Source organism: Methylobacterium sp. V23 (genome assembly GCF_002917135.1).
Lineage (GTDB): Bacteria > Pseudomonadota > Alphaproteobacteria > Rhizobiales > Beijerinckiaceae > Methylobacterium.
On the sequence record NZ_PDHT01000048.1, the window covers coordinates 1 to 23,189 of the forward strand.

Annotated in this window: 20 protein-coding genes; 5 read left to right on the top strand and 15 right to left on the bottom strand. The window is 69.6% G+C overall.

Features of this window, described 5'->3' with window-relative positions; translation table 11 throughout:
• The first annotated feature begins 479 nt into the window (after nucleotides 1-479).
• Together CRT23_RS25155 and CRT23_RS25165 are read left to right on the top strand one after the other, a co-directional pair.
• Complete coding sequence (locus CRT23_RS25155; protein WP_103712289.1) at nucleotides 480-2,642, top strand: malate synthase G; 2,163 nt, start codon at nucleotides 480-482, stop codon at nucleotides 2,640-2,642.
• Nucleotides 2,643-3,025: 383 nt separating this feature from the next.
• Nucleotides 3,026-3,838, top strand: a complete 813-nt coding sequence (locus CRT23_RS25165; protein ID WP_103712291.1) for an SDR family oxidoreductase — start codon at nucleotides 3,026-3,028, stop codon at nucleotides 3,836-3,838.
• 30 nt (nucleotides 3,839-3,868) lie between these two features.
• Here the strand turns inward: CRT23_RS25165 and CRT23_RS25170 are convergent, their stop codons facing one another.
• The 6 genes from CRT23_RS25170 to CRT23_RS25195 all read right to left on the bottom strand — a co-directional run bounded on the left by CRT23_RS25170 (nucleotide 3,869) and on the right by CRT23_RS25195 (nucleotide 11,113).
• Nucleotides 3,869-5,119: an ATP-binding protein gene (locus CRT23_RS25170; protein WP_103712292.1), complete on the bottom strand. Its 1,251-nt coding sequence runs from the start codon at nucleotides 5,117-5,119 to the stop codon at nucleotides 3,869-3,871.
• 433 nt (nucleotides 5,120-5,552) lie between these two features.
• On the bottom strand, nucleotides 5,553-6,560 hold the full coding sequence (locus CRT23_RS25175) for an SLAC1 anion channel family protein (protein ID WP_103712304.1): 1,008 nt from the start codon (nucleotides 6,558-6,560) through the stop codon (nucleotides 5,553-5,555).
• Nucleotides 6,561-6,588: 28 nt separating this feature from the next.
• The gene (locus CRT23_RS25180) at nucleotides 6,589-8,835 is read right to left on the bottom strand and encodes a molybdopterin cofactor-binding domain-containing protein (protein ID WP_103712293.1); all 2,247 of its coding nucleotides are present in this window, start codon (nucleotides 8,833-8,835) and stop codon (nucleotides 6,589-6,591) included.
• Nucleotides 8,836-8,845: 10 nt separating this feature from the next.
• A complete protein-coding gene (locus CRT23_RS25185) occupies nucleotides 8,846-9,292 on the bottom strand; it encodes a (2Fe-2S)-binding protein (RefSeq protein ID WP_103712294.1) in 447 nt (148 codons plus the stop codon).
• A gap of 464 nt (nucleotides 9,293-9,756) precedes the next feature.
• On the bottom strand, nucleotides 9,757-10,128 hold the full coding sequence (locus CRT23_RS25190) for a response regulator (protein ID WP_103712305.1): 372 nt from the start codon (nucleotides 10,126-10,128) through the stop codon (nucleotides 9,757-9,759).
• Between the two features lie 316 nt (nucleotides 10,129-10,444).
• A complete protein-coding gene (locus CRT23_RS25195; protein ID WP_103712295.1) occupies nucleotides 10,445-11,113 on the bottom strand; it encodes a response regulator transcription factor in 669 nt (222 codons plus the stop codon).
• A gap of 508 nt (nucleotides 11,114-11,621) precedes the next feature.
• Between CRT23_RS25195 and CRT23_RS25200 the strand changes: the two genes are divergently transcribed.
• Entirely contained in the window at nucleotides 11,622-13,208 is a 1,587-nt protein-coding gene (locus CRT23_RS25200; RefSeq protein ID WP_103712296.1) for an alkaline phosphatase D family protein, read from the top strand.
• A 68-nt stretch (nucleotides 13,209-13,276) separates the two neighbouring features.
• Here the strand turns inward: CRT23_RS25200 and CRT23_RS25205 are convergent, their stop codons facing one another.
• The 9 genes from CRT23_RS25205 to CRT23_RS25245 form a co-directional block, all read right to left on the bottom strand.
• Nucleotides 13,277-14,791, bottom strand: coding sequence for an ABC transporter ATP-binding protein (locus tag CRT23_RS25205; RefSeq protein WP_245436576.1), 1,515 nt, complete (start codon nucleotides 14,789-14,791; stop codon nucleotides 13,277-13,279).
• 117 nt (nucleotides 14,792-14,908) lie between these two features.
• Nucleotides 14,909-15,622 (bottom strand): isochorismatase family cysteine hydrolase, encoded by a 714-nt coding sequence (locus CRT23_RS25210; RefSeq protein WP_103712298.1) that lies wholly within the window; start codon nucleotides 15,620-15,622, stop codon nucleotides 14,909-14,911.
• A complete protein-coding gene (locus CRT23_RS25215) occupies nucleotides 15,619-16,647 on the bottom strand; it encodes a formamidase (protein ID WP_103712299.1) in 1,029 nt (342 codons plus the stop codon). Before CRT23_RS25215 ends, CRT23_RS25210 begins: the two co-directional genes overlap by 4 nt.
• 68 nt (nucleotides 16,648-16,715) lie before the next feature.
• The gene (locus CRT23_RS25220; RefSeq protein WP_103712300.1) at nucleotides 16,716-17,636 is read right to left on the bottom strand and encodes an ABC transporter permease; all 921 of its coding nucleotides are present in this window, start codon (nucleotides 17,634-17,636) and stop codon (nucleotides 16,716-16,718) included.
• Between the two features lie 54 nt (nucleotides 17,637-17,690).
• Nucleotides 17,691-18,815 carry an ABC transporter permease gene (locus CRT23_RS25225; protein ID WP_103712301.1) on the bottom strand — a complete coding sequence of 375 codons (1,125 nt, stop codon included), beginning with the start codon at nucleotides 18,813-18,815 and terminating at the stop codon, nucleotides 17,691-17,693.
• Between the two features lie 69 nt (nucleotides 18,816-18,884).
• On the bottom strand, nucleotides 18,885-19,991 hold the full coding sequence (locus CRT23_RS25230; RefSeq protein WP_244477212.1) for a BMP family ABC transporter substrate-binding protein: 1,107 nt from the start codon (nucleotides 19,989-19,991) through the stop codon (nucleotides 18,885-18,887).
• Nucleotides 19,992-20,604: 613 nt separating this feature from the next.
• Complete coding sequence (locus tag CRT23_RS28700; RefSeq protein ID WP_181017462.1) at nucleotides 20,605-20,757, bottom strand: hypothetical protein; 153 nt, start codon at nucleotides 20,755-20,757, stop codon at nucleotides 20,605-20,607.
• A 98-nt stretch (nucleotides 20,758-20,855) separates the two neighbouring features.
• Nucleotides 20,856-21,080, bottom strand: a complete 225-nt coding sequence (locus CRT23_RS25240; RefSeq protein WP_103712302.1) for a hypothetical protein — start codon at nucleotides 21,078-21,080, stop codon at nucleotides 20,856-20,858.
• Between the two features lie 537 nt (nucleotides 21,081-21,617).
• On the bottom strand, nucleotides 21,618-22,100 hold the full coding sequence (locus CRT23_RS25245; protein WP_245436574.1) for a sigma-70 family RNA polymerase sigma factor: 483 nt from the start codon (nucleotides 22,098-22,100) through the stop codon (nucleotides 21,618-21,620).
• A gap of 707 nt (nucleotides 22,101-22,807) precedes the next feature.
• Between CRT23_RS25245 and CRT23_RS25250 the strand changes: the two genes are divergently transcribed.
• Together CRT23_RS25250 and CRT23_RS29350 are read left to right on the top strand one after the other, a co-directional pair.
• Nucleotides 22,808-23,026: a CsbD family protein gene (locus CRT23_RS25250; RefSeq protein WP_103712306.1), complete on the top strand. Its 219-nt coding sequence runs from the start codon at nucleotides 22,808-22,810 to the stop codon at nucleotides 23,024-23,026.
• A gap of 54 nt (nucleotides 23,027-23,080) precedes the next feature.
• A partial coding sequence (locus CRT23_RS29350) for a CsbD family protein (RefSeq protein WP_146056510.1) occupies nucleotides 23,081-23,189 on the top strand: 109 nt, incomplete at its 3' end.

Sequence of the window (23,189 nt, forward strand, 5' to 3'; positions counted from 1 at the left end):
CCCGGACCCTTCCGCTACCTCCTCTACAAGGACGTCAACCGACACCCCGCGCTCGACCCCATCCGGGCCCGCCGATGAGCGGCGGAGGGCGGAGCGCGGTGCGGCGCCCTTCTGTCGCCCGACACCGTTTCCGACCGTTGCGGCCCCCCCGCGCGCAGTGCGCGCACAGGCGATCAGGACACTCGCCCACCCAGCCCTGAGCGCCTTCTCTGCGCCCCGGGACGGCATGGCAGCTGCGGTGCCGGCAGCCACCGAGTTTGTCGATCTCGGTCGGCGCGTCTATTGCGTCGCCCACTGGACGCCGGTTCGGAGCTTTCCGCACCCCCGTGCGGGGAGCTCTCGCCGAGACGACGGCCGCAGGGACGTTGTCGGGCTGTTCCCCCTGCGCGTGAATTCGAGAACGGGCGGTCGACATCGGCGGTTGGCTACGACCGCAGCCGGTGGCATTCCAGCGCAAACCTTCCGTGAATGGATCGAAGATGGATCGAATGGATATCGGCGGCCTCGCCGTCGCCCGTGTGCTGTACGACTTCGTTGCGGAGGAGGCCCTGCCCGGGACCGGCATCTCGCCCGAGGTGTTCTGGGGCGGCCTCGGCGCGATCGTCCGCGACCTGACGCCGAAGAACCGGGCCCTGCTGGCCAAGCGCGACACGCTCCAGGCACAGCTCGACGCCTGGCACCGGGAGCGGGCCGGCAAGCCGTTCGATTCGGCGGCCTACAAGGCGTACCTGAAGGACATCGGCTATCTCTTGCCCGATCCGGGACCGGTGGCGGTGCGCACGGAAAACGTCGATGACGAGATCGCCCGCATCGCCGGGCCGCAGCTCGTCGTACCGGTCTCGAACGCCCGCTACGCCCTGAATGCCGCCAATGCCCGCTGGGGCTCGCTCTACGATGCCCTCTACGGCACCGATGCGATCTCGGAGGAGGGCGGCGCGATCCGCAGCGGCGGTTACAACCGCACCCGCGGCGCCCGGGTCGTGACCCGCGCCCGCAGCTACCTCGACCGCTTCGTGCCACTGGCCGGCGGCCGCCATGCCGACGTGGTCACCTATGCGGTCGAGCAGGGCGGCCTCGTCGGCAACATGAACACCGGCGAGACCGTGCCGCTCGCGCGACCGGATCTTTTCATCGGCTATCGCGGCCGGGCCAGCATGCCCGCTTCCCTGCTGCTGCGGCACCACGGGCTGCACGTCGAGGTCGTCCTCGACCGGACGCATCGGATCGGTCGCTTCGATGCATCCGGCGTCGCCGACATCCTGCTGGAATCGGCCGTCTCGACGATCATGGATCTCGAGGATTCCGTCGCCACGGTCGATGCCGACGACAAGGTCGTCGTCTACCGAAACTGGCTCGGCCTGATGAACGGGACCTTGACGGCCTCCCTCCAGAAGGACGGCCGCACCCTGGAGCGGCGCCTCAACCCCGATCGGCACTACATCGCGCCGAACGGCGGCGAGGTGGTGGTGCCGGGCCGCTCCCTGATGCTGGTGCGCAACGTCGGTCACCACATGGACACGGATGCGGTGCTCGATGCCGAGGGCCGCGAGATCCCCGAGGGAATGCTCGACGCCGCGGTCACCGCGATGATCGCGATCCACGATCTCAAGGGGGATTCCGGGCTCCGCAACAGCCGGCGCGGTTCGGTCTACATCGTGAAGCCGAAGATGCACGGGCCCGAGGAGGTCGCTTTCGCGGTTGAGCTGTTCGGACGCGTGGAGGCCATGCTGGGTCTCGATGCGAACACCCTCAAGATGGGCATCATGGACGAGGAGCGCCGGACCACGGTCAACCTCGCTGCCTGCATCGCGGCCGCGGCGGAGCGGGTCGTGTTCATCAACACCGGCTTCCTGGACCGCACGGGGGACGAGATCCACACCGCGATGGAGGCCGGCCCGGTCATTCGCAAGAACGACATGAAGGCGACGCCCTGGATCAAGGGATACGAGGAGAACAACGTCGATGTCGGCCTCGTCTGCGGCCTGCTCGACCGGGCGCAGATCGGCAAGGGCATGTGGGCGGCGCCCGACGCCATGGCCGACATGCTGATGCAGAAGGGCGCCCACCCGAAGGCCGGCGCGAGCACCGCCTGGGTGCCGTCGCCGACCGCCGCGACCCTGCACGCGCTGCACTATCACGAGACCGACGTGCGGGCGCGTCAGGTGGAACTGGCCCGCCGGCCGCGCTCGGCCCTCGACGAGATCCTCGAGATCCCGCTGGCCCGCTCGAACTTCGCCCCCGACGACGTGGCCCAGGAGATCGACAACAACGTCCAGGGCATCCTCGGCTACGTCGTCCGCTGGATCGACCAGGGGGTGGGTTGCTCGAAGGTGCCGGACATCCACGATGTCGGGCTGATGGAGGATCGCGCGACCTTGCGGATTTCGTCGCAGCACATCGCGAACTGGCTGCATCACGGCGTCGTCAGCGAGGAGCAGGTGATGACGGCGCTCAAGCGGATGGCGAAGGTGGTCGACCGCCAGAACGCCGGCGATCCGCTCTACCGCCCCATGGCTCCCGACTACGACGGACCGGCCTTCCAGGCGGCCAGCGACCTCGTCTTCAAGGGCCGCGCGCAGCCGAACGGCTACACCGAGTGGATCCTGACCGAGCGCCGTCGTGCCGCGAAGGCGGCCCGCTAGACCGGCATCGGATCCGCCCGAACCGGGCGCGACCGCATACGTGCGGCCGCGCCCCGGACCGGCCCCCTGTCCCGAACTCATGTCGGGCAGCGGGCCGGCGGACGTCCCCCGAGACGCCTGCCGGCATCGCTCCCGTCGACGACCGCCCACACGCGGGCGGCGTGAACTTTCGCGCCCTGCGGGTTCCGAACGCTGCGCCGACCTGGGCCCTGCCGACCTGGGCCCTGCCGACCTGGGCCCTGCCGACCTGGGCCCTGCCGACCTGATCGTCGCGGTACGGACCCATACGAAGGTATGTCGCGGTCCGGCATCCGTATGAATGCTTGGGCCCACACGCACCGATACGCTCTCAAGCAGTCGAGAAGGCTTGCCGGAGAGTGACGATGACGGACCATGCGAAAGGTGTTGCGCTGATCACGGGCGCATCGGGCGGTATCGGTGCAATTTACGCCGAAGAACTCGCCAAGCGCGGCTATGATCTCATCCTGGTCGCTCGGAACGCGGATCGCTTGCATCAGACTGCGGACGCGCTGCGCAGCGCGTCCGGTCGAAACGTCCGGACGGTCGAGGCGGACCTGAACGACGGCTCGGACCTTCGACGCGTCGAAGCGCTGCTGGGCAGCGACGCGTCGATCACCATGCTGGTCAACAATGCCGGGTTCGGCTCGGCGGCCCCGCTGCTCCAGGCCGAGCCGGACGAGATGGAGCGCATGATCGGGGTGAACGTCACAGCCCTGACCCGTCTCGCCTACGCGGCGGCTCCGGCATTCGTCGCGCGGGGCCATGGCGCGATCATCAACATCGCCTCGACCGTCGCCCTCGCGCCCGAACTGCTCAATGGCGTCTACGGCGCCAGCAAGGCCTACGTTCTCGCCTTCACGCAGTCGCTGCAGCACGAACTGTCGTCGAAGGGCGTGCGGATCCAGGCCGTACTGCCCGGCGCGACCGCGACGGAGTTCTGGGCCGTGGCTGGTATCGGCGGCCATCAAAACCTTCCGGCCGGCATCGTCATGGCGGCGGGCGATCTGGTCGCGGCCGCGCTCGCCGGCTTCGATGCCGGCGAGGTCATTACGATTCCGCCCCTGGAGAACAACGACGCCTGGACCGCCCTGGATGGCGCACGCCGCGACCTGTCCACGCACCTCGCCGCCGCAACGCCGGCGAGCCGCTATCGGATGGTCCGATCCGCGGCGTAGACCCCGGAGAGGCGAGCCTGGCCGATGCCGTCAGGCCCGATCGAGCGGCAGGCACACGGAAAACCGGGCCCCCGGTTCTCCGTGGCGTGTCTGCGCTTCGATCGAGCCGCCATGGGCCGCGACGATGGTGCGGCAGATCCGCAAGCCCAGGCCGAGCCCCTCGGCGCGCGTCGTGAAGAAGCCGTCGAACAACCGGTCGATGGCTTCGTGCGCGAGGCCTGGCCCGTTGTCGACGACGTCGATCACGACCGCATCGTCTCTGCGAAACGTCTCGATCGTGATTTCCGGCCTCGGCGTCTGGGCTTCCCGGTGGATCTGGATCGCGTTCATGAGCAGATTGACGAAGACCTGCTGCAGCTGAACCCGGTCCGCGAAAACCGTCGCGGACGGATCGCCGCAGACGATGCTGAACGTCACGTTGGTGCGGTTGAGGTCGTGCAGCACGAACTGCACGGATTCGGCCAGGACCTCCGCGACCGAGACCGAGACCTGCACGCTGTCGCGCTTGGCGGCCATGCGCCGGGTGCGGTCGATGATGTCGCCGGCGCGGGCGACCTGGTCGACGATGCGCTGGCATTGACGCCGGAGGAGGTCACGGTCGACGGGCTCGCGATCGAGGAGGCGCAGCATCGCCCCGGCGGTCATGCCGATGGACGCGAGGGGCTGGCCGATCTCGTGCGCGATCGAGGCCGAGAGTTCGCCCAGCGTGGAGATGCGCGAGACGTGGGCGAGTTCGTCCCGCAGGGTATCGAGGGATGACTGCCGCTGCACGTCTTCGGTGATGTCGACGAAGGAGGCCAGCCACAGTCCCGACGTGGCGCCATCCGCCCGTGGAACGACGCAGAACAGCGTCTCGAAGCGCGACCCATCCAGCCGGACGCTGTGCGCCTGCTGCTGGAACGAGGTGGCGCCGGCCGCGAAGGCCCGCGCGGAGTTCACCTGGGCCGTGCAGAGCGGATCGAAGAAGCGCTGCGTGCGCTGCCCGATCATGTCCGAGCGAACCGCAGCGCCGAACATCCGCACCGCCGCCTCGTTGACGTCGAGGATGACCATGCCGCGTCGCAGTCGGTCCGCCATCACCGGATGGGCGTCGAGATATCCGGTGATCTCGGTGATCCCGGCGGCGTGGAGCTCCTCGATGGCGGCGACGCGTTCGCGCGCGTCGACGACGACGAACCCGATCGTCGAGACCTTCATGCAGACGAGGTACCAGGCGTCGCTCCAATCGGCTTCCGTTGCCACGACGATCCGGTCGAACGTCGGCGCAAGACCGGGGCTCATGTCCTCGACCCTGGGGCGGGGACGCCTTGCCTGCGCTCCACCACCGGCCGCTCGATCCACACACCGGCCGGTTTCCGTGCCCGGCTCGGCACCACCCCGGTGCTCGTCATCGGAAAACTCCGCTCTGGGTCCGCAAAACGGATAGGTCCGGGCATCGGCGGCGACAAGTCTCCAACCTGCAGGTCTCCAATCTGGAAGTCTCCCACCTGCAAGTCTCCAATCTGGAAGTCTCCCACCTGCAAGTCTTCACGTGTCGAAGGGCTTTGTCTTCGCGTGTCGACGGGCTTTGCCTACGGGATCGGCACATGCGGGACCGGCACATGCGCGACCGTGATGCGCGTGGTCGATGCCGACGCGTTCATGACTCCATCTCCGTGGCCGGTGAAATCGATGGCCGCCGAGGCCCCCTCGTGGCCCGAGAAGCGCGGCCGCCTCAGCCGCTGAGAGCCTGCAATTCACCCCGCACGATGCCCGCCGCGGTGCGGACGGTGAGGGCGCCGATCAGCCCCGTCGCGAACGCCAGGAGCAGCAGGGCCATTCCGTCCGCGAGCCCGGTCTGCACGTAATCGGCATAGCGCAGGGCCGCCACGGCCGTCGCGGCAACCGGGAAGCTCACCGCCCACCACGACACCCGGAAGGGGCAGCATCGCGGCAGGTCGCGCAGCAGCCCGATCAGAATCACGAAGACGAACAATCCGACCAGAAACAGAGCTTCCGCGAAGGCATCGATCCGACCCAGCGTCGCTGCGTAGCTGGAGAAGCCGACGACGAAGGGCGCGACCAGGATCATCAGGGTCGGGCGCAAAGCCGGGGCGAGCGGCTCCTCGAAGAGGAGGCGCGTGAAGACGAGGGTGAAGAGCGGAACGGCAAAGAACAGGCCCACGCTCAGAGAGAACAGGGTCAGCGTTCCGGTCTGCGGCAGATTCAGGGAGGGCGCGGCGAGCGGAATGTCGAGGAGGCCGACGACCGGCACGATCCAGGCGGGCGTCGCATGCATGAGCTGCTGCCGACTGCTCATCCAGCGGCTGACGATCACCACCGCGAACAGCACCATCCCGGCGGTGGCCAGGATCCAGAGGCCCTGGGCCAGGACGAGGCTGAAGCGGGCGATCACCAGCGGCAGGAGCAGCAGGCTGATCAGCATCGTGCCGAACAGGTTGCCGGCGATCGGGTGCCGGAACTCCGCCACCACGGCAGGCCAGGCCGTCACCGCCTTGAGCCCGTAGGCCAGGGCGAGGGCGAGGAAGACCGCCAGGGCGATCCACCCGATCGCGTCCGCCACCAGGACCGGCGCACCGAACCGCCTGGCGGCGAGCTGCCACGCGGCGCTCAGGCCCGTCAGCCCCATCACGGAGCCGAACAGGGACACCGGCAGGTAGGCGAATTGCGGGCCTTTCGGGAACCACGCCCCCCGAGGAGTCCGTGCGGCAACCGTCGTCATCACGAGCACTCCCGTTCCGATGTTCGTCTCACGCCCCCGAAAGGCGCGCCTTGCCGAGGGGCAGGCTGCGCGGGCGCTGGCCGGTGAGCACCGCCACCGCGTTGACCACGGCCGGCGGAACGCCGGGCAGGCCCGGTTCGCCGATGCCCCCCATCGGCGCGCCGCTCTCCACGATGGTCACGTGCACCCGCGGCATCCGATCCCGGTCGAGGATCGGGTAGGCATCGAAGTTCCGCGCCTGCCGCTGGCCGCCTTCGTAGACGACCTGCTCCAGGAGGGCGGAGGAGAGGCCGAGAGCCGCCGCGCTCTCCACCTGTCGCTTCACGATCGCCGGATTGACCACGGCACCCGGATCGATGGCGATCCAGAGGTCATGGACCCGCGCCTCCCCGTCCTTGAGCGACACCTCCGCGATGGTCGCGGTCTCGGAGCCGAAGGGGGAGGCCATGGAGACGCCCCTGGCCCGGCGCGTGCCGTCGGCAGCCGCGAACGGCCCACGCTTCCAGCCGCCGGCGAGATCCGTGACCGCATTCAGCAGGGTGCGCTGCCGGGGACTGTCCTTGAGCAGGGCCAGACGTAGGGCAAGGGGATCCTTGCCACCGGCCTGGGCCATCTCGTCGAGAAAGGATTCGTAGAAGAAGTCGTTCATCGAGTGCCCCACCGAGCGCCAGAACGCGATGGTGACCGGATGAGGCACCTTCACGTAGGTGAGCGTCCGGTTCGGGATCGCGTAGGGCTTCTGGTCGAGGCCCTCCACCACCGACGAATCGACCGGCGACTTGAACAGCGCGCCGAACCAGCGCCCGATCGGCCCCTCGCCCACGGCCCGGATCTCCAGTGCCACGGGCATCCCGTCCGGCCCCAGGGCGGCACGAAAGCGCGCGAAGCTCAGCGGGCGCAGGGCGTCCATGCCGAACTCCTCCTCCCGCGACCACAGCACCCGCACCGGCTTGCCGGTGGCCTTCGCGAGCAGGATTGCCTGCGGGAAGGGGGTGGCCGACCCGTAATAGAAGTGGCGCCCGAAGAAGCCGCCTAGCAGCGGCGAGTGGATCCGGACCTGATCCGGCTGCAGCCCGGCGGTCTTCGCCGCAACCTGCTGAAACAGCTCCGGCATCTGGTTCGGGAGCCAGAGGTCGAGGCTGCCGTCCTCCGCAAAGCGGGCGATGGCCGAGGGTGGCTCCAGCTGGGCGTGGGCGAGGTAGGGCGCGTCGTACTCGGCCTCGACGACCTGGGCTGCGGCCTGGAAGGCGGTGGCTGCGTCGCCAACCTGCTCGGCCGGGACGCCGGGCTCGGTCGCTCCCTTCAGGGCCGCCAGCATCGACGCCGAGGAGAAGCTCTCCGAGACGGTCGCGATCCCCTCCGGCAACGGCTTGGTCCAGGTGACCTGCAGGGCTTCCGCTCCCTTGCGCGCGCGCCACCAGGTATCGGCCAGAACGGCCACCGCGCCGGGCAGCCGCTGCACCGCCTGCACGCCGGGCATGGCGCGCACCGCGGCCTCGTTGGCGATGGCCTCGGGCTCGGTGCCGAGGTGGGGGGCATGCTGGACGGCGGCATGCAGCATGCCGTCGATGCGGAGATCGATGCTGTAGGCGGCCCGGCCGGTGGACTTGTCGCGCATGTCGAGACGGGCGACGGGCTTGCCGATCCAGCGGAAATCCTTGCGATCCTTCAGAGCCACGTCGTCCCGCGGCTGCAGGGCGAGGGCGGCGGCGGCCAAGGCGCCGTAGTCGAGCGACCGTCCGCTAGCGGCGTGGATCACCCGGCCATCATCCGTCGTCAGGCTGTCCTGCGGGACGGCAAGTCGCGCCGCGGCTGCGCGGAGCAACATCTCGCGGGCCGTAGCCCCGAGCCGCCGCATGGCCTCGAAGCTGGAGCGGGTGGAGAAGCTGCCGCCGGTCATGCGCAGACCATTGACGACGGCGTAGTCGGGACCGGGCGGAGCGCACTCGACGGTGAAGCGCGCGGGATCGAGGTCCAGCTCCTCACCGATGGTCTGGGCGAGCCCGGTGTTGATGCCCTGTCCACCCTCCACGAAGGGGCTGAGCAGGCGCACGCGGCTGTCGGGGCCGATCTCGAGGAAGGCCGCGACGCGGGTTCCGGGCTTCGGGGCGACCGCCGCCGGGCCTTCGGCACGGGTCTGAGCGGCCGCTGGATCGAGGCGCAAGCCGATGCCGAGGAACAGGGCACCGGAGGCGGCGCCCAGGAAGCCCCGGCGGGAGAGGTTGCGGATCGGCTCGCGGCGGTCGGTGCGGTGGAGGGGCGTCAGGTCGGTCATCGCTTCCTCCTCAAGCCGCGGCCTGCCGCACGGCGGCGGCGATGGCGTTGTAGGTTCCGCAGCGGCAGAGGTTGGTCATGGCGCCTGCGATGTCTGCGTCGGAGGGCTTCGGGGTCTGCTTGAGCAGGCTGGTGGCGGCCATCACCTGCCCGGACTGGCAGTAGCCGCATTGCGGCACCTCGATGCCGATCCAGGCCGCCACGACCTTCGCGCCGACCGCATCCCGCTCGATTGCCTCGATGGTGGTGATCGCCTGCGCGCCGATGCTCTCGACGGGGATCTGGCAGGAGCGGGTCGCCTGCCCATCGAGCAGCACCGTGCAGGCGCCGCACTGCCCGATCCCGCAGCCATACTTGGTGCCGGTCATTCCCAGGCTGTCACGCAGAACGAAGAGCAGCGGCGTGTCGGGCTCGGCCTCGACCTCGTAGGGGTGCCCGTTCACCGAGAGCTGGACCATCGTTCGACCTCTTTGAAAGCGTGGTCACAGGATCTGACGCCATCATCCGTGGCCCTGGCCGCCCCGACGGTCTCGGCGGGAGATGGGATCGCGGTTCGCCTGCTGTCCGAACAGGCCTACAGGCCCGCGCCCTGGCTCGGAATCATACGAAGGTTAGGGGTGCTCACCCCAAGCGATGATCCCCGGGAGGCGTCGACAACCCTCGTATGGGCGTCCTCCCCGAAGGGGCGAGCGCGCCCGGCACGACGCGCGATCCGGTGGTGACGGAGGCCGATGGGTCGACACCATCGCCGCGGAGACGCACGCGCGCGCACGCGGAGGCTCCGGATCGGCCCGTCCCGGTTCGCCTCCCGATGCACAACCGGGTCGGGGGACGGGGCCTTGGCCGAGGCAAGCTTTGGGCTCGAGACGGGAGCACCTCCCGGGGCGGGTGGTCTCTTGAACGGAGGCCGGCCCGATCCGCGTCAGGTTTCCGTCATCGCGTCCAGGCAGCGGATGAGGTCGTCGGCTGCGAGAGGCTTGCGCAGGAGGTCCCGGGCGCCTCCGGCGAAAGCCCGGCGCCGGACCGTCTCGTCGGTCAGCGCGGTCATCATGACGATCGGCAGGGCCGGTCGCGAGAGCCGTACGCGATCCTGTAACTCCAAGCCGCTGAGACCAGGCATGTTGATGTCAGTGAGGAGACAAAAGACCTCGCCCTCGACGCCTGAGGCAAGGAACGCCTCACCCGAACTGAACGATCGCGTGTCATAGCCCAAGGCCTGAAGAAAGCAGGACGTCGCGTCCAAGACGGCTTCGTCGTCGTCAACGACAGCGACGGCTTTCTTCTCGACCGACACGAGTCTTCCTTTCGTGGCTCCCTGTCGGCGGACGATATCCGCCTCCATAAGCCCATAGATCGGACCGGGATATCATACGTTCGTGTAGTCCGGCCGCTCGGGCTCCGGCGCGACTCCCACCGGCCGAGGCACCTCGAACCGTCGGTGGAAGACCGCGCGCGGAAGGGGAGCCGGCCGAGCGATCCGGGATCGGTGCACGACGTGGTCTCGGACTGCGGCGGCCAACGCGTGCGCCGGAGCCCTCGTTCCGCGCTCGCCCGGGTCCGTTCCGAGACACGCCCTTCGCGGAGACCCGGCGCTCGTGCTCCCCGCCCGATCAGTTCACGCCTGCCGCCTTCAGCCATTCGGTCTTCCGCACGAGGTCGGCGACGGAGCCGGCCCCCATCTTCCGCATGACGTTGCCGCGGTGAATCTTGACGGTGATCTCGCTGATCCCCAGCGCATGGGCGATCTGCTTGTTGAGGAGCCCCTTGACCACCTGCTGCATGACCTCGGCCTCACGCGCCGTGAGGGTCCGGGCGAGGGCTTCGAGTGCGGCCATACCCGCGCGCTCGGCGCGGCGCGCCCGATCCCGATCGATCGCGACGGCGATCGCGTCCAGCATGTCCTGATCGCGGAACGGCTTGGTCAGAAAATCGAGCGCGCCGGCCTTCATGGCCTGGACACTCATGGGAATGTCGCCGTGACCGGTCATGAAGATGATCGGCATGCGATTGCCCAGGGCGATCAGCTTCCTCTGCAGATCGAGGCCGCTGGCTCCGGGCAGCCGGACATCCAGAACCAGGCAGCCGGGGCGATCCGGCAGGGCGGCGGCGAGCAGGTCGTGCGTCGATCCGAAGGCCAGCGTATCGAGTCCGACCGACCGGAGCAGGTCCTGCAGGCCGTCGCGGACGCCCTCGTCATCCTCGACGATGACGACCAGGGGAGCGGTTTTGGCGGCGGCAGTCGGCCTTGAAGAACGGCGGATATCGCTTGCCATCGTCATCAACGAGACCTTGGAACCCGCGGGCGTGCGTCGATCAAGGTCGTGCTTACCGAGATTTCCGCTGCCTGATCAAGCGCGCTTCAGCGGGCCAGAACCGATTTTCTTCTTTCGCTTACCGAGTCATCGAGCCACCGGCGCCCAGGCATGACCCTGCTTGGCCGCAAAACACCGCATCCTCGTCGATCGGAGACTGATCCAAAGCGGTCTTCATACTTGTCCGATTCTTGTGGTCCCGGTGGCGCCGGGCATCGGCGACAGCGGAAAGAAGCGGTTCTGTGCTGGCTTCCACGCGCGGCAGACCGCCCTGTCGGGGCAAGGGCACCGGCTGCCGCGGCCCGTTCGCGGGATCTTCGCAGGCGCAGGATCGTGCCACCGCGTCGATCGCGGCGCATGCCGCCCCCGCGCAGGACGGTTGTCGCCGAAAGCCGCCCATGTGTGACGCGTGCAGCGTCGTCAAGGCGTCAGACAGGATCGCCATAGCGGAGCCTTCGGAAGGGAGCCCGCCGCCATGTCCTCCTCGTCCCGTTCCAGCCTGACCCGCCGTCCGTTCCTGACGGGGGCTGCCGGCCTCATCGGGCTCGGCACCGGCGTTTTCCGGCCCGGCCTCAGCCGGGCCGCAGACCGCCCCGTCCTCACCCACGGTCTGCAATCCGGCGACGTCGACGGCACCTCCGCCGTGGTCTGGGCCCGGGCCGACCGCCCCTGCCGGGCGATGATCGAGTGGTCGACCACCGAGCGCTTCGCGGACGTTCGCGGCGGCGTCTTCGCCGATGCACTCCCGGCGAGCGACGGCACCGTGAAGGTCGCCCTGACGGACCTGCCGCCGGGCCAGGACGTGTTCTACCGGGTCCGGCTGCAGGATCTCGCCGCGCCGACGATCCTCGGCGCGCCGCAGGTCGGGCGCTTCCGCACGGCCCCGGCCGAGCGCCGCTCGGTCTCGTTCTGCTGGTCCGGCGATACGGCGGGCCAGGGCTGGGGCATCGACGAGGCCCGGGGCGGGATGACGATCTATGCAGCCATGCTGCGCAACCGGCCGGACTTCTTCCTGCATTCCGGCGACACCATCTACGCCGACGGCCCGATCGTACCGGAGGTGCGCCTGCCCGACGGCACCCTCTGGCGCAACCGCGTCACCGAGGCGGTGTCGAAGCCGGCCGAGACCCTGGAGGAGTTCCGCGGGCGCTACCGCTACAACCTGACCGACGCGAACGTGCGGGCGATGAACGCCGAGATCCCGATCTTCGCGCAGTGGGACGACCACGAGGTCACCAACAACTGGTGGCCGGGCGAGCCTCTGACCCGGGCCGAACATCTGCGGAAAGCCTATCGCGCCCCGAACGTGCTGGCGCTCCAGGTCCGCGCCACGCGGGCCTTCCACGAGTACATGCCGATGCGCTTCGCGCCGTCGGAGCCCGGCCGGGTCTACCGCAAGATCTCGCATGGGCCGCTGGTCGACGTGTTCCTGCTCGACATGCGCTCCTATCGCGGGCCGAACGGCGAGAACCGGCAGACCGCCTACGGGCCTGAGGCCCATTTCCTCGGCCCGACGCAGATCGCCTGGCTCAAGCGGGAACTTCTCGCCTCCCGCGCGACCTGGAAGGTGATCGCGGCCGACATGCCGATCGGGCTCGTCGTCCCCTACGAGTCCCAGCCGCCCTTCGGCTCGGAGGCCATCGCGCAGGGCGACGGGCCACCGCTGGGCCGGGAACTCGAGATCGCCGACCTCCTGCGCTTCCTGCGCGATGCGGGCATCCGCAACACCGTCTGGCTGACGGCGGACGTGCACTACGCGGCGGCGCATTACTACGACCCGAACCGGGCGCGATTCCAGGATTTCGAGCCGTTCTGGGAGTTCGTCGCGGGCCCGTTGCATGCCGGCACCTTCGGCCCCAACGCCCTCGACGACACCTTCGGACCCCAGCTGCGCTTCGCGAAGGCGCCCCCGCCGGGCCAGACCAATCTCTCGCCGGCCGCGGGCTACCAGTTCTTCGGCCACGTCGCGGTCGAGGGCGCGACGGAACAGATGACCGTCACCCTGAAGGACGCCGCCGATACCGCGCTCTGGTCCGTGACCCTCGATCCCGTACGACCCTAGCCTGCCGGACCGGATCGCCGGGCACCTTCCGGCCAGGCACCTTCCGGCCGGTACCCCCGTCTCGCGCCTCAGTGATGCCCCGCCATGTGCCGGCCGATGCTTCGGGCGTCGGCCTCGGCGCGGCTCACCGCGTGCACGATGCGGCCGTCGGACATCACCACGATGCGGTCCGAGAGCTCGAGGATCTCATCGAGATCCTCGCTGATCAGCAGAACCGCCGCGCCGGCGTTGCGGGCCGCCATGATCCGGGCCCGGATCTCGGCGACGGCGGTGAAGTCGAGCCCGAAACAGGGATTGGCCACGACGAGGAGGTCGACCGGATCGGTGAGCTCGCGCGCCAGCACGGCCCGCTGCACGTTGCCGCCGGACAGGGTGGCGATCGGTGCTTCGGCGGAGGCGGTCTTGACCCCGAAACGCGCGATGAGGTCCCGGGCGCGGCGGCGCAGGGCGCCGGTGTCGAGCCAGACGGTCGACCGGCCCGTGACCGCGCCCCCCGCGGCGGCGGCACGCTCCGCGCGTCGGTCGAAGGCCCGGAAGGCCAGGTTCTCCGCTACCGACATGCGCGGCGCGCAGGCATTGCGCAGCGGCTCCTCCGGGATGACGCGCACCCGCCGCGCCCGGCTCTGGGCGCGGCGTCCGTCATAGGCCTTGCCTGCGACCTCCACCCGGCCGCCGGTGGCGCGGATCTGGCCGCCGAGCACGTCGGCGAGTTCCTTCTGGCCATTGCCCGAGACCCCGGCGACCCCGACGATCTCGCGGGCCTGCACCGCGAGGGCGTCGACGGCGAGGTGACGCAGGCCGGAGGCGTCGGTGGCGCGCAAATCCGCGATGCGCAGGACCACCCGGCCCGGGTCGGGCCCACCGACGCGGTTGGTGGCGGCGCGCACCGGCCGCGCGCCCATCATCATCGCCGCCATGTCGTCGCGGCTGAGTTCGCCGACCCGTCCGCCGCCCGCGAGCGTGCCGCGGCGCAGGACGCTGACGCTGCGGGCAAACGCCTCGACCTCGCGGAACTTGTGGCTGATCATCAGCACCGTCAGCTCGCGCCGGTCCGCCATGGCGCGCAGGAGGCCCAGCACCTCCTCGGCCTCCGCCGGCGTGAGCACCGAGGTCGGCTCGTCGAGGATCAGGAATCGCGCCTTGAGGGAGAGCTGCTTGATGATCTCGAGCTTCTGCTTCTCCCCCGCCGCGAGCTCGGCCACCGGGCGATCGAGGTTCAGCCGGAACGGCATCCGTTCCATGAAGGCGGCCAGCGCCGCGCGCTCGGCGCGCCAGTCGATCACCGTCGGCACCCGGGGCCGGGCGATGACGAGGTTCTCGAGGCCGGTCAGGGACGGCACCAGGGTGAAGTGCTGGTAGACCATGCCGAGGCCGCGGGCCTGGGCGCCCTTTGGATTGGTGATCGCGACCTCCCGGCCATCCACCAGGACGCTGCCCGCGCTCGGCGCATAGAAGCCCATGATGCACTTCACCAGGGTCGACTTGCCCGCGCCGTTCTCACCCAGCAGCGCGTGGAAGCCGCCGGCCTCGATCTTCATCGAGACGTCGTCGAGGGCCGCGAAGGTGCCGAAGCGCTTCGTCATGCCGATGGTCTCGACCGCGAGGGCGCCGGGCGGCGGGGCCTCGAGCACCACCGGCGCCGCGCCTCCGTCCCGGGGCACCGCCGTGCGAACCGCTTGCGAGAAGGACACCATCGCGGATCATCCCATCGCCGCCAGGAGGGCCTCGGAGGTCGCCACGGCGCCGAAGACGCCGCCCTGCATCGTCACCATCTTGAGGGCAGCCTCGTGGTTGCCCCGGTCGGTGGCCGCGCAGGCGTCGGAGACGATCACGCACTCGAAGCCGCGGTCGTTGGCCTCGCGCATCGTGGTGTGGACGCAGACATCCGTGGTGATCCCGGTCAGGATCAGGTTGCGGATGCCGCGCTGCCCGAGGATCAGCGCCAGGTCGGTGGCGAAGAACGAGCCCTTGCCGGGCTTGTCGATGATCGGCTCGCCGGGCTCGGGCGCCAGCTCGGGGATGATCTCCCAGCCGGGCTCGCCACGCACCAGCACGCGCCCGCAGGGCCCGGAATCGCCGATGCCGGCCCCGATCCGGCGCGAGCGCCAGCGCTTGTTCTCGGGCAGGTCGGCCAGGTCCGGCCGGTGACCCTCGCGGGTGTGAATGACGCCGTAGCCGAGACGCCGGGCCGCCGCGAGCAGGCGCCCGATCGGCGCGATCGGCGCCCGGGTCAGGCCGATATCGTAGCCCATGGTGTCGACGTAGCCGCCGGGACCGCAGAAATCGATCTGCATGTCGATGATGACGAGGGCGGTGTTGTCGGGCCGAAGGGCTCCGTCGAAGGGCCAGGGATAGGGCTCGGCGACGGCGTAGCGCGCCGCATCCGGCGGCAGGCGAAGGGGCGCCGCGCTCATTCCGCCGCCTCTCGGGCGTCCGGGGTCTGTCCGGCGCCGTAGGACCGGGTGGGCGCGGCAAACCCGCAGGAGGTGCCGTCGACCACCTTGACCCCATCCTCCCAGGGCAGTCGGTAGCGGCCGGCGGCCAGGTCCTGCATGTAGGTGTAGGGGCAGTCCCCAGCGCCACCCTTCACAGCCGTGTAGCCGCGGTGTCCGAGCTGGTAGATGTTGTTCTCGACGCCCCAGTGGAGGCGCGCCTCGCGCACGAGGTCGGGACGGACCTCCGCGGTGATGATCTCGTCGACGCGCCCCGTGGTGCCGTGGGCGATGATCTGACCGTCGAAGTTGACGATCATGCCCTCGCCCATGGAATCGAACGAGCCGTCCGAACCGCACATGCAGACGTTTGCGGTGACCATCAGGTTGCAGAAGGCATTCGACTGGTTGGTGAAGCGCCAGGACTCGCGGATCGGCGCCGTGTAGCCGGCCGTGCGGATCATGATCTCGGCGCCCTTGTAGGCGCATTCCCGGGCCATCTCGGGGAACATCCCGTCGTGGCAGATGATGAGGGCGATCTTGGCCCCGCGCGGCCCCTCGATGACCGGGATGCCGATGTCGCCGGGCTCCCAGGGCTCGACGGGCACCCAGGGGTGCATCTTGCGGTAATAGAGCTTCACCGCGCCGGTGTCGTCGATGATGATGCCGGTGTTGAACGGGCTGCCGTGCGGGTTGAACTCCATGAGGGAGAAGCAGCCCCAGATCCGGTTGTCGCGGCAGGCCTGGGCGAAGGCCGCGACCTCCGGCCCGTCCATCCGGCACAGGATGTCGGGGTTGGTCTCCATGGACAGGCCGTGGAGGGCGTATTCGGGGAAGACCACGAGGTCCATGGTGGCCAGGTTGCGCCGCGCCTTGCCCACCAGGGCGACGATGCGCTGCGTCTGCGCGGCGAGGTCCGTCCTGGTGACGACGGTCGGCAGCTGCAGCTGCACCAGACCGAGCACCACGCCGTTCGGGGATTTGTTGAGGCCGCCAAGTCCGTTCATCGGAGATACCTGTCTGCTCGGGCTTACTGTTTCTGGGCTTGGTTGTTCTGGGTTTGGTTGTTCTGGGCTTACTTCGCTTGGCCGAGTTCGCCCGGCGCTCCCGCCAGGGCGTGGTTCGGCGACGAGGTGGCGATGAGGACGCCGAGGGTGAGGACGTAGGGCGCGGCGTAGAACAGGTAATAGCCCTGCGAGACGCCCACCGACTGGAGCGCCGGCCCGAGGGCTCCGGCCCCGCCGAACAGCAGCGCGGCGCCGAAGCAGGCCAGGGGATTCCAGCGGGCGAAGACCACGAGGGCGACGGCCATCAGGCCCTGCCCGGAGGAGATGCCCTCGTTCCACGAGCCCGGATAGTAGAGCGACAGGTAGGCCCCGCCGATGCCGGCGAGCACCCCACCGGCCCCGGTCGCCAGCAGCCGGACACGATCGACGTCGTAGCCCATGGCCCGCGCCGCCTCCGCGCTGTCGCCGACGATGCGGACCACGAGGCCGGTGCGGGTGTTGCGGAACGCCCACCACAGGAGGACGCTGAGCACCGCTCCGATCAGGAACAGCACGTTGACCTGGAGGGCGGCCCGGATCTGAGGCACGTCGGACCAATTGCCGAAGGGGAGCGCCGGCAATTGCGGTGCCGAGGGCTGGATGAAGGCCTTGCCGAAGAAGAAGGCGAGGCCCGAACCGAACAGCATCAGGGCGATGCCGAGGGCCACGTCGTTGACCCGCGGCAGCCGGCAGATCCAGCCGTGGGCGAGGCCGAACAGGCCCCCCGCCGCGCCCGCCACCGCGACGCCGGCCCAGGCCGAGCCGGTAAGCACCGCCGTGGCGTAGGCCGACATCGCCCCGAACACGAGGGTGCCCTCGAGGCCGAGATTGATCCGGCCCGAGCGCTCCGTGATGGTCTCGCCCAGACTGACGAACAGGAACGGCGTCGAGACACGGATGGCCCCGCCGATGACCGCGATGAGGACGTTCCAGAGGCCGAGGTCGCTCATAGGGGAGGCGCTCATAGGGGGGCGCTCATAGGGGGGGCGCTCATAGGAGGGCGCTCATGGCACGGTCTGGGCCGCCGCGGCGCGCTTCTCGCCCCAGAGATGCGGACTGAACAGCTTGAAGCGCCCGTACAGGGTCTCGCCCATGAGGACGAGGAGGAAGAGCAGCCCCTCCAGCAGCAGGATGGTGGCGTCGGGCAGGTGCAGGCGGCGCTGGATCAGGCCGCTCGAGGCCTCGATTCCGCCGAGCAGGAAGGCGACGGGCGGGATCGCCAGGGGGTTCTGGCGGGCCAGGAACGCGATGAGGATGCCGGTGTAGCCGTAGCCGGCGATCAGCGAGGCGTTGGCGTTGCCGTGGACGGCGGCGACCTCGAAGAATCCGGCCAGCGCCGCCAGGGCTCCCCCGAGGGCGGTGAAGCCGGCGATCAGGCGCCCGACCGCCAAGCCCTGGATCTGGGCCGCGCGCACGTTGCCGCCGGCGATCCGGGCGGCAAAGCCCAGGGTGGTGCGCTCGGTCAGGAGCCAGGCGAGGAGGCAGGCCACCACCCCGACGCCGAGGCCCCAATGCACCTCCAGGCCCGGCATCGGGCCGACCCGGAAGGCCTCGTCGATGGTCCGCGTCGACGGCTTGTTGAGGCTGCCCGGGTCGCGCAGCAGGCCCTCGATCAGGTGGTTGGCCAGCGCGATGGCGATGTAGGACATCAGCAGGCTGGCAATGGTCTCGTTGACGCCGCGCCAGGCCCGCAGGGCGCCCACCGCCCCGAGCCAGAGCGCCCCGGTCAGGAGGGCGGCCAGCGCCATGGCGGCGATGCCGAGGCCGGAGGGTGCCCCCGACAGGGGCGCCGCCACCGCCGCCGCGGCGAGGCCGCCGAGCACGATTGCGCCCTCGCCGCCGATGACCACGAGGCCGAGCCGGGCGGGCAGTGCCACGCACAGGGCCGCGAACAACAGGGGCGCGGCGCGCTGGAGGCTGTTCTGGAGGGCGAAGGCGGAACCGAAGCCGCCCCGGTAGACGAGGTCGAGGAAGGCCGCCGGCGACTTGCCGAGGCTCAGGAGGAACAGGCTGAACAGGCCGAAGCCGAGGGCGAGCGCCCCGAGCGGGATGGCGAGCGCCTCCACCCGGCGCGCCGCCCAGGCCCGCAGGGGCAGACTCGCCGAGGGGCGCGGCACTGCCACGGCCATGTTCGACGGAGCAGTCTCGGCGACCAAGGATGTTCCTCCCGCTGGCGGCGTGCGTGACGGACGTTTCCCTCAGGCCGAGCCCCTGACACCCTCGACGAGGTAGCCGGTGCTCTCGAGTTCGGGCGCATTCTCGGGGAAGCCCTTGCCGGCCTCGGCGATCGCGTTGCCCTTGTTGTCCTTGAGCGGCCCCCGGATGATGGCGAACCCGCCCTTCATCATTTCGGCCTTGACCGCGTCGGCGTTCTTGCGCGCCGCCTCGGAGACGGCGGGACCGTAGGGGCTCATCCGGACGAACCCGTCCGCGAGGCCACCGCGCAGGAAGTTCGGGGGCGCCTTGCCCGCCTGCATGTCGGCGACGAAGCCCTTGTAGATCGGGGCCCAGTCCCACTCGGCACCGGTGAGGTACCGGTCCTTGGCCAGCGCCGACTGGTCGGCATGGTAGCCGCAGACGTAGGCGCCCCGCCGGGCGGCGGTCTCGACCGTCACCTTCGGGCTGTCGACGTGGCAGGTGATGACGTCGGCGCCGCCGTCGATCAGCGCGTTGGTCGCCTCCGCCTCCTTGACCGCCAGCGACCACTCGCCGGTGAAGATGACCTGGCAGGTGATCGACGGGTCGACGCTGCGGGCGCCGAGCAGGAAGCCGTTGATGTTGTTGAGGACCTGGGGGATCGGCTTGGCCGCCACGAAACCGATCTTCTTCGACTTCGTCGCATGCGCGGCCACGATGCCGTTGAGGTACTGGCCCTGCGCGATGTAGCCGAAATAGGAGCCGGCGTTCTTCGGGTTCGCCGCGGTCCAGAGGCCGCCGCAATGGCGGAACTGCACCTTCGGGTTCTTCTTGGCCTCGATCAGCACGTGGGGATCGAAGTAGCCGAAGGAGGTCGGCAGGAGCAGGCTCGCCCCATCCATGTTGATCATGCTCTCCATGGTCTTCTGGACGTCGTTGGTCTCGCGGACGTTCTCCTCCTCGACGACTTCGACCCCGGGCAACCCTTTCAGGGCCGCGGCGCCCTTCGCATGGGCCTGGTTGTAGCCGTAATCGTCCTTCGGTCCGACGTAGACGACCCCGACGGTCATCGGCCCGGCCGCCCGGGCGCCCGTCGACGCCAGGGCCGAGAGGCCGAGAACGGCGGTGCCGCCCAGGAGGGTTCTGCGCGAGATCGACTGATGAGCCACGGGGCCTCGTTCCATCGTTTGGCAAGCGATGGGAAAGACCTTTGCAAGGTCTGGGCCGCAGCGCGGGCGCACCACCCCTGTCTTCGTCATCCGGTCGGACGTCGGCCGCCACAATCCACGCCGGCGCAACGAGGCTCCGAGGGATGCCCCGGCCGCGGCGCATGCGCCGGGGCGGAGTGCGCGCGCGTCTCATCGGGTCTGCCGGTGGCGCCGGCTTTCGAGACCGGCCAACCGTCTCGTCAGCCGCTCCTGCGGGAGGTCCACCGGCCCGAGCCGCGCAAAGGTCCGGACAGGGTCCGGTCACCGCGGCCCTCCGCGGCGCGCAGCCGGCCTCGGACAGCCACGCTCGCCAGACCGCGACGGATGATCCCGACGATGCGCCCGACCGCTCCGGCGCCCGGCCGGAGGCGTCGACGACACCGTGGCGAATGACGATGGGGCATCGGTAAGGCCCCGGGCATCCACCGTCGTCGACGGTTGCCGTCACGGACCAATGGTCGTCGAACCGGGTGGCAGCTTCGGCGGCCGAGACGCTCGCGGCCGCCAGACGCGTCGCGAACCACCGTGAAAAGCGTGTCGCGGTCTCCTCTGCGGGCCGCCCGCTTGGAGCGCGTCAGCGTCCCTCTGGGTCTCGGGCCAGGTAGAGAACCATCAGTTCGCCTGTCGCCCGAACCGCATAGGCCGCGGCCGTCTCGCCGACGTGCGGCGGAACCACATCCGTCACGGAGCCGCCGTCCAGGAGGGCGGCGAGTTCCGCGCGCGTCATCCCGGACTCGACGGCCTCCGGGATGGCGCTCGCGTCACAGGCCCGTTTGTCCGTGGCCCGCGTATCCGCGGCGGGGGACCGGGTGGATCGAACGGACGTCAGGCGACCGCCCCGGCACCGGCCGGACCGCGGGGAAGCGCGTCGGAAGCGGCCTCGCTCGGGGTCTCCTCGAATGGGGCCGAGGGTTCGTCGGCCCCCAGCGGACGCTCGCCCGGATAGGGTCGAGGCGGCATCGCGGGCGGGGTGTCGTCCGCGATGCGCCCGGGCCTGTCGGGATCGGCCGTGCGGCGCTCCTGCGCTTCTGCGAGGCTCTCTCCTGCCATGATCTCTGAAGTCTCTCTTCTCGGAAACCGGCCTCGCGGAAACTGGCCTCTCGAAGCCTCGTCTAGCGAAGACTCGCCTCTCGAAGCCTTCGATGAGGTCTGGGATCCGGACGAGGCCTTCGGGCCGGGCGAGCGCCCGGAGTGGCGCGGTGCCCGGCCCTGCGGCCATGCCGAACCTGATCGGGGGGACATACGAGGTCCGGCATAACTCTGCGAATAGCTTGAACGCGATGGATGTTACGCCGGCAACGGCGATGACGTCGAGATATGCACGCCATCGGTGCGCTCAATGATGCAGATGCATCATTTTTCTCGAATTTTTACCGGGTCAACCGCGATTCCCTTGCTTGCTCTGCTCCGAGTGCGGATGGGGTTCCGGTGGCGGGATGCATGGGGGCGGGAAGGGTGGACCCGGCGCGCCGGCTCGAAGGGTGTGGGCGCCGGGCCATCGCGGCGTCGATCGTGGACCGGGCCAAGCCGACCCGTGTCGTCGAGCCGGCCCGCGGGCGGGGTTGGTCGCGGGGAGGTCCGCGCCGCTCAGGCCGCACCCATGGCCTTGACCAGACGTTCCCGGGCGCGGCTGACGCGGCTCTTCACGGTGCCGGTCTGACATCCCAGGACGACCGCGGCCTCGTCGTAGAGCAATCCATCGACCATCACGAGGAGCAGCGTCTCGCGGTGTTCGGCCGTCAGGCCGTTCAGGGCGGCCTGAAGCTCGATCAGTCCGACGCGGTGCTCCTGCTCGGGCTCCAGGCGCAGGGTTGCCGCGAACGCACCGTCGACGTCCTCGACCTCGCGGCGAAGCCGCTTGCGCTGATTGAGGAAGGTGTTCCGCAGGATCGTGAACAGCCAGGCGATCAACCGGGTCCCCGGCTCGAACCGTGCGCGGTTCTCCCAGGCCCGCATCAGGGTGGTCTGAACGAGGTCGTCGGCCTCAGCGGCGTTCCGGCACTGGGACCAGGCATAGCGGCGAAGCCGCGGGACGGCGGCGATCAAGTCGGTCCGGAACGTATCGGGCACCTGTCCGTCCGCCTGCGCCGCGGACAAGGCGCTTCGGAGCCGAACCAGGACCTGGCCGAGACGGGAATCCGGCGCGACTTCACCCGGGAAGGGAAAAATCTCGTTCAGTCTTCGGCCGATCAGATCCTGAATCGGTCGTGGCAATCCTTCGTTGTCCGAAGAGGAGCTCAGCACTCTGACATCTGTCTGCACGGATGATCGCCCTCTTGTCTGGGACAGACGATGATTTGCTCGACGTCGGAGACGCCGACGCAGTCGGGGGCTTGTGATTGGGCAATCACATTCACGTCAATGATCCAGATATACCAGACAATCGATTATCCGACGCGGAACTGCGGTCCCACGCACTTGTTACGACCGGGACTTGGCAAGCGGCGCGATGTGCCATGGGGAGTTCCAGTGATACGCGGCGTCGACAGGCAGTCCCGCACACAGACGCGAGCCGGCCCGGGAAAAGCGCGGCGCGCGGGCATGCGTGACGGACCGGGACATCTCCTCCGGGATCGCGGCCTCCGGGGCGGTCGCTGCACCCCCGTTCGGATGGCGGCGTCCGGGTAGAAAAAACCGGCCTACCGGTACGTCTGTATCATTGCTGGGGATTCGTCGGGGACCATCTGAGGGGTCAGCCGAGACGCAGGGCGCCTGCGGCCGTGTCCCTTCCGCCCCTGGCCCGCCTCGGTCCCGTTCATCCCATCCCGGAGGATCACGTGAGTTCCACCAAGCCCTCCGCACCCGGTTCCGCCCCCGCTTCGAGCGACGCGGTCAAGGGCTCGGTGAAGGAAGCCATCGGGAAACTGATCGGCGACCGACAGGTCGAGGCCGAGGGTCGATCCCAGCAGGATCCTCCCGTGTCCGACGATCCCCCGGAGGCCCGCCCGAAGTCGGACGGGACCAGCCCCAAAACCAAGACCAACCTCAAACCCTAGCTTCGGCCGCGCGCCGCGCGACGACCCTCATCCACGAACACAGGAGATTTCAGCATGGTCGACACGGATCGCATCACGGGGACCGCCAAGGAGCTTGGCGGCAAGGTCCAGGGCACGGTGGGCGACCTCACCGGCTCGAAGCGGGACGCGCTCGAGGGCCGTG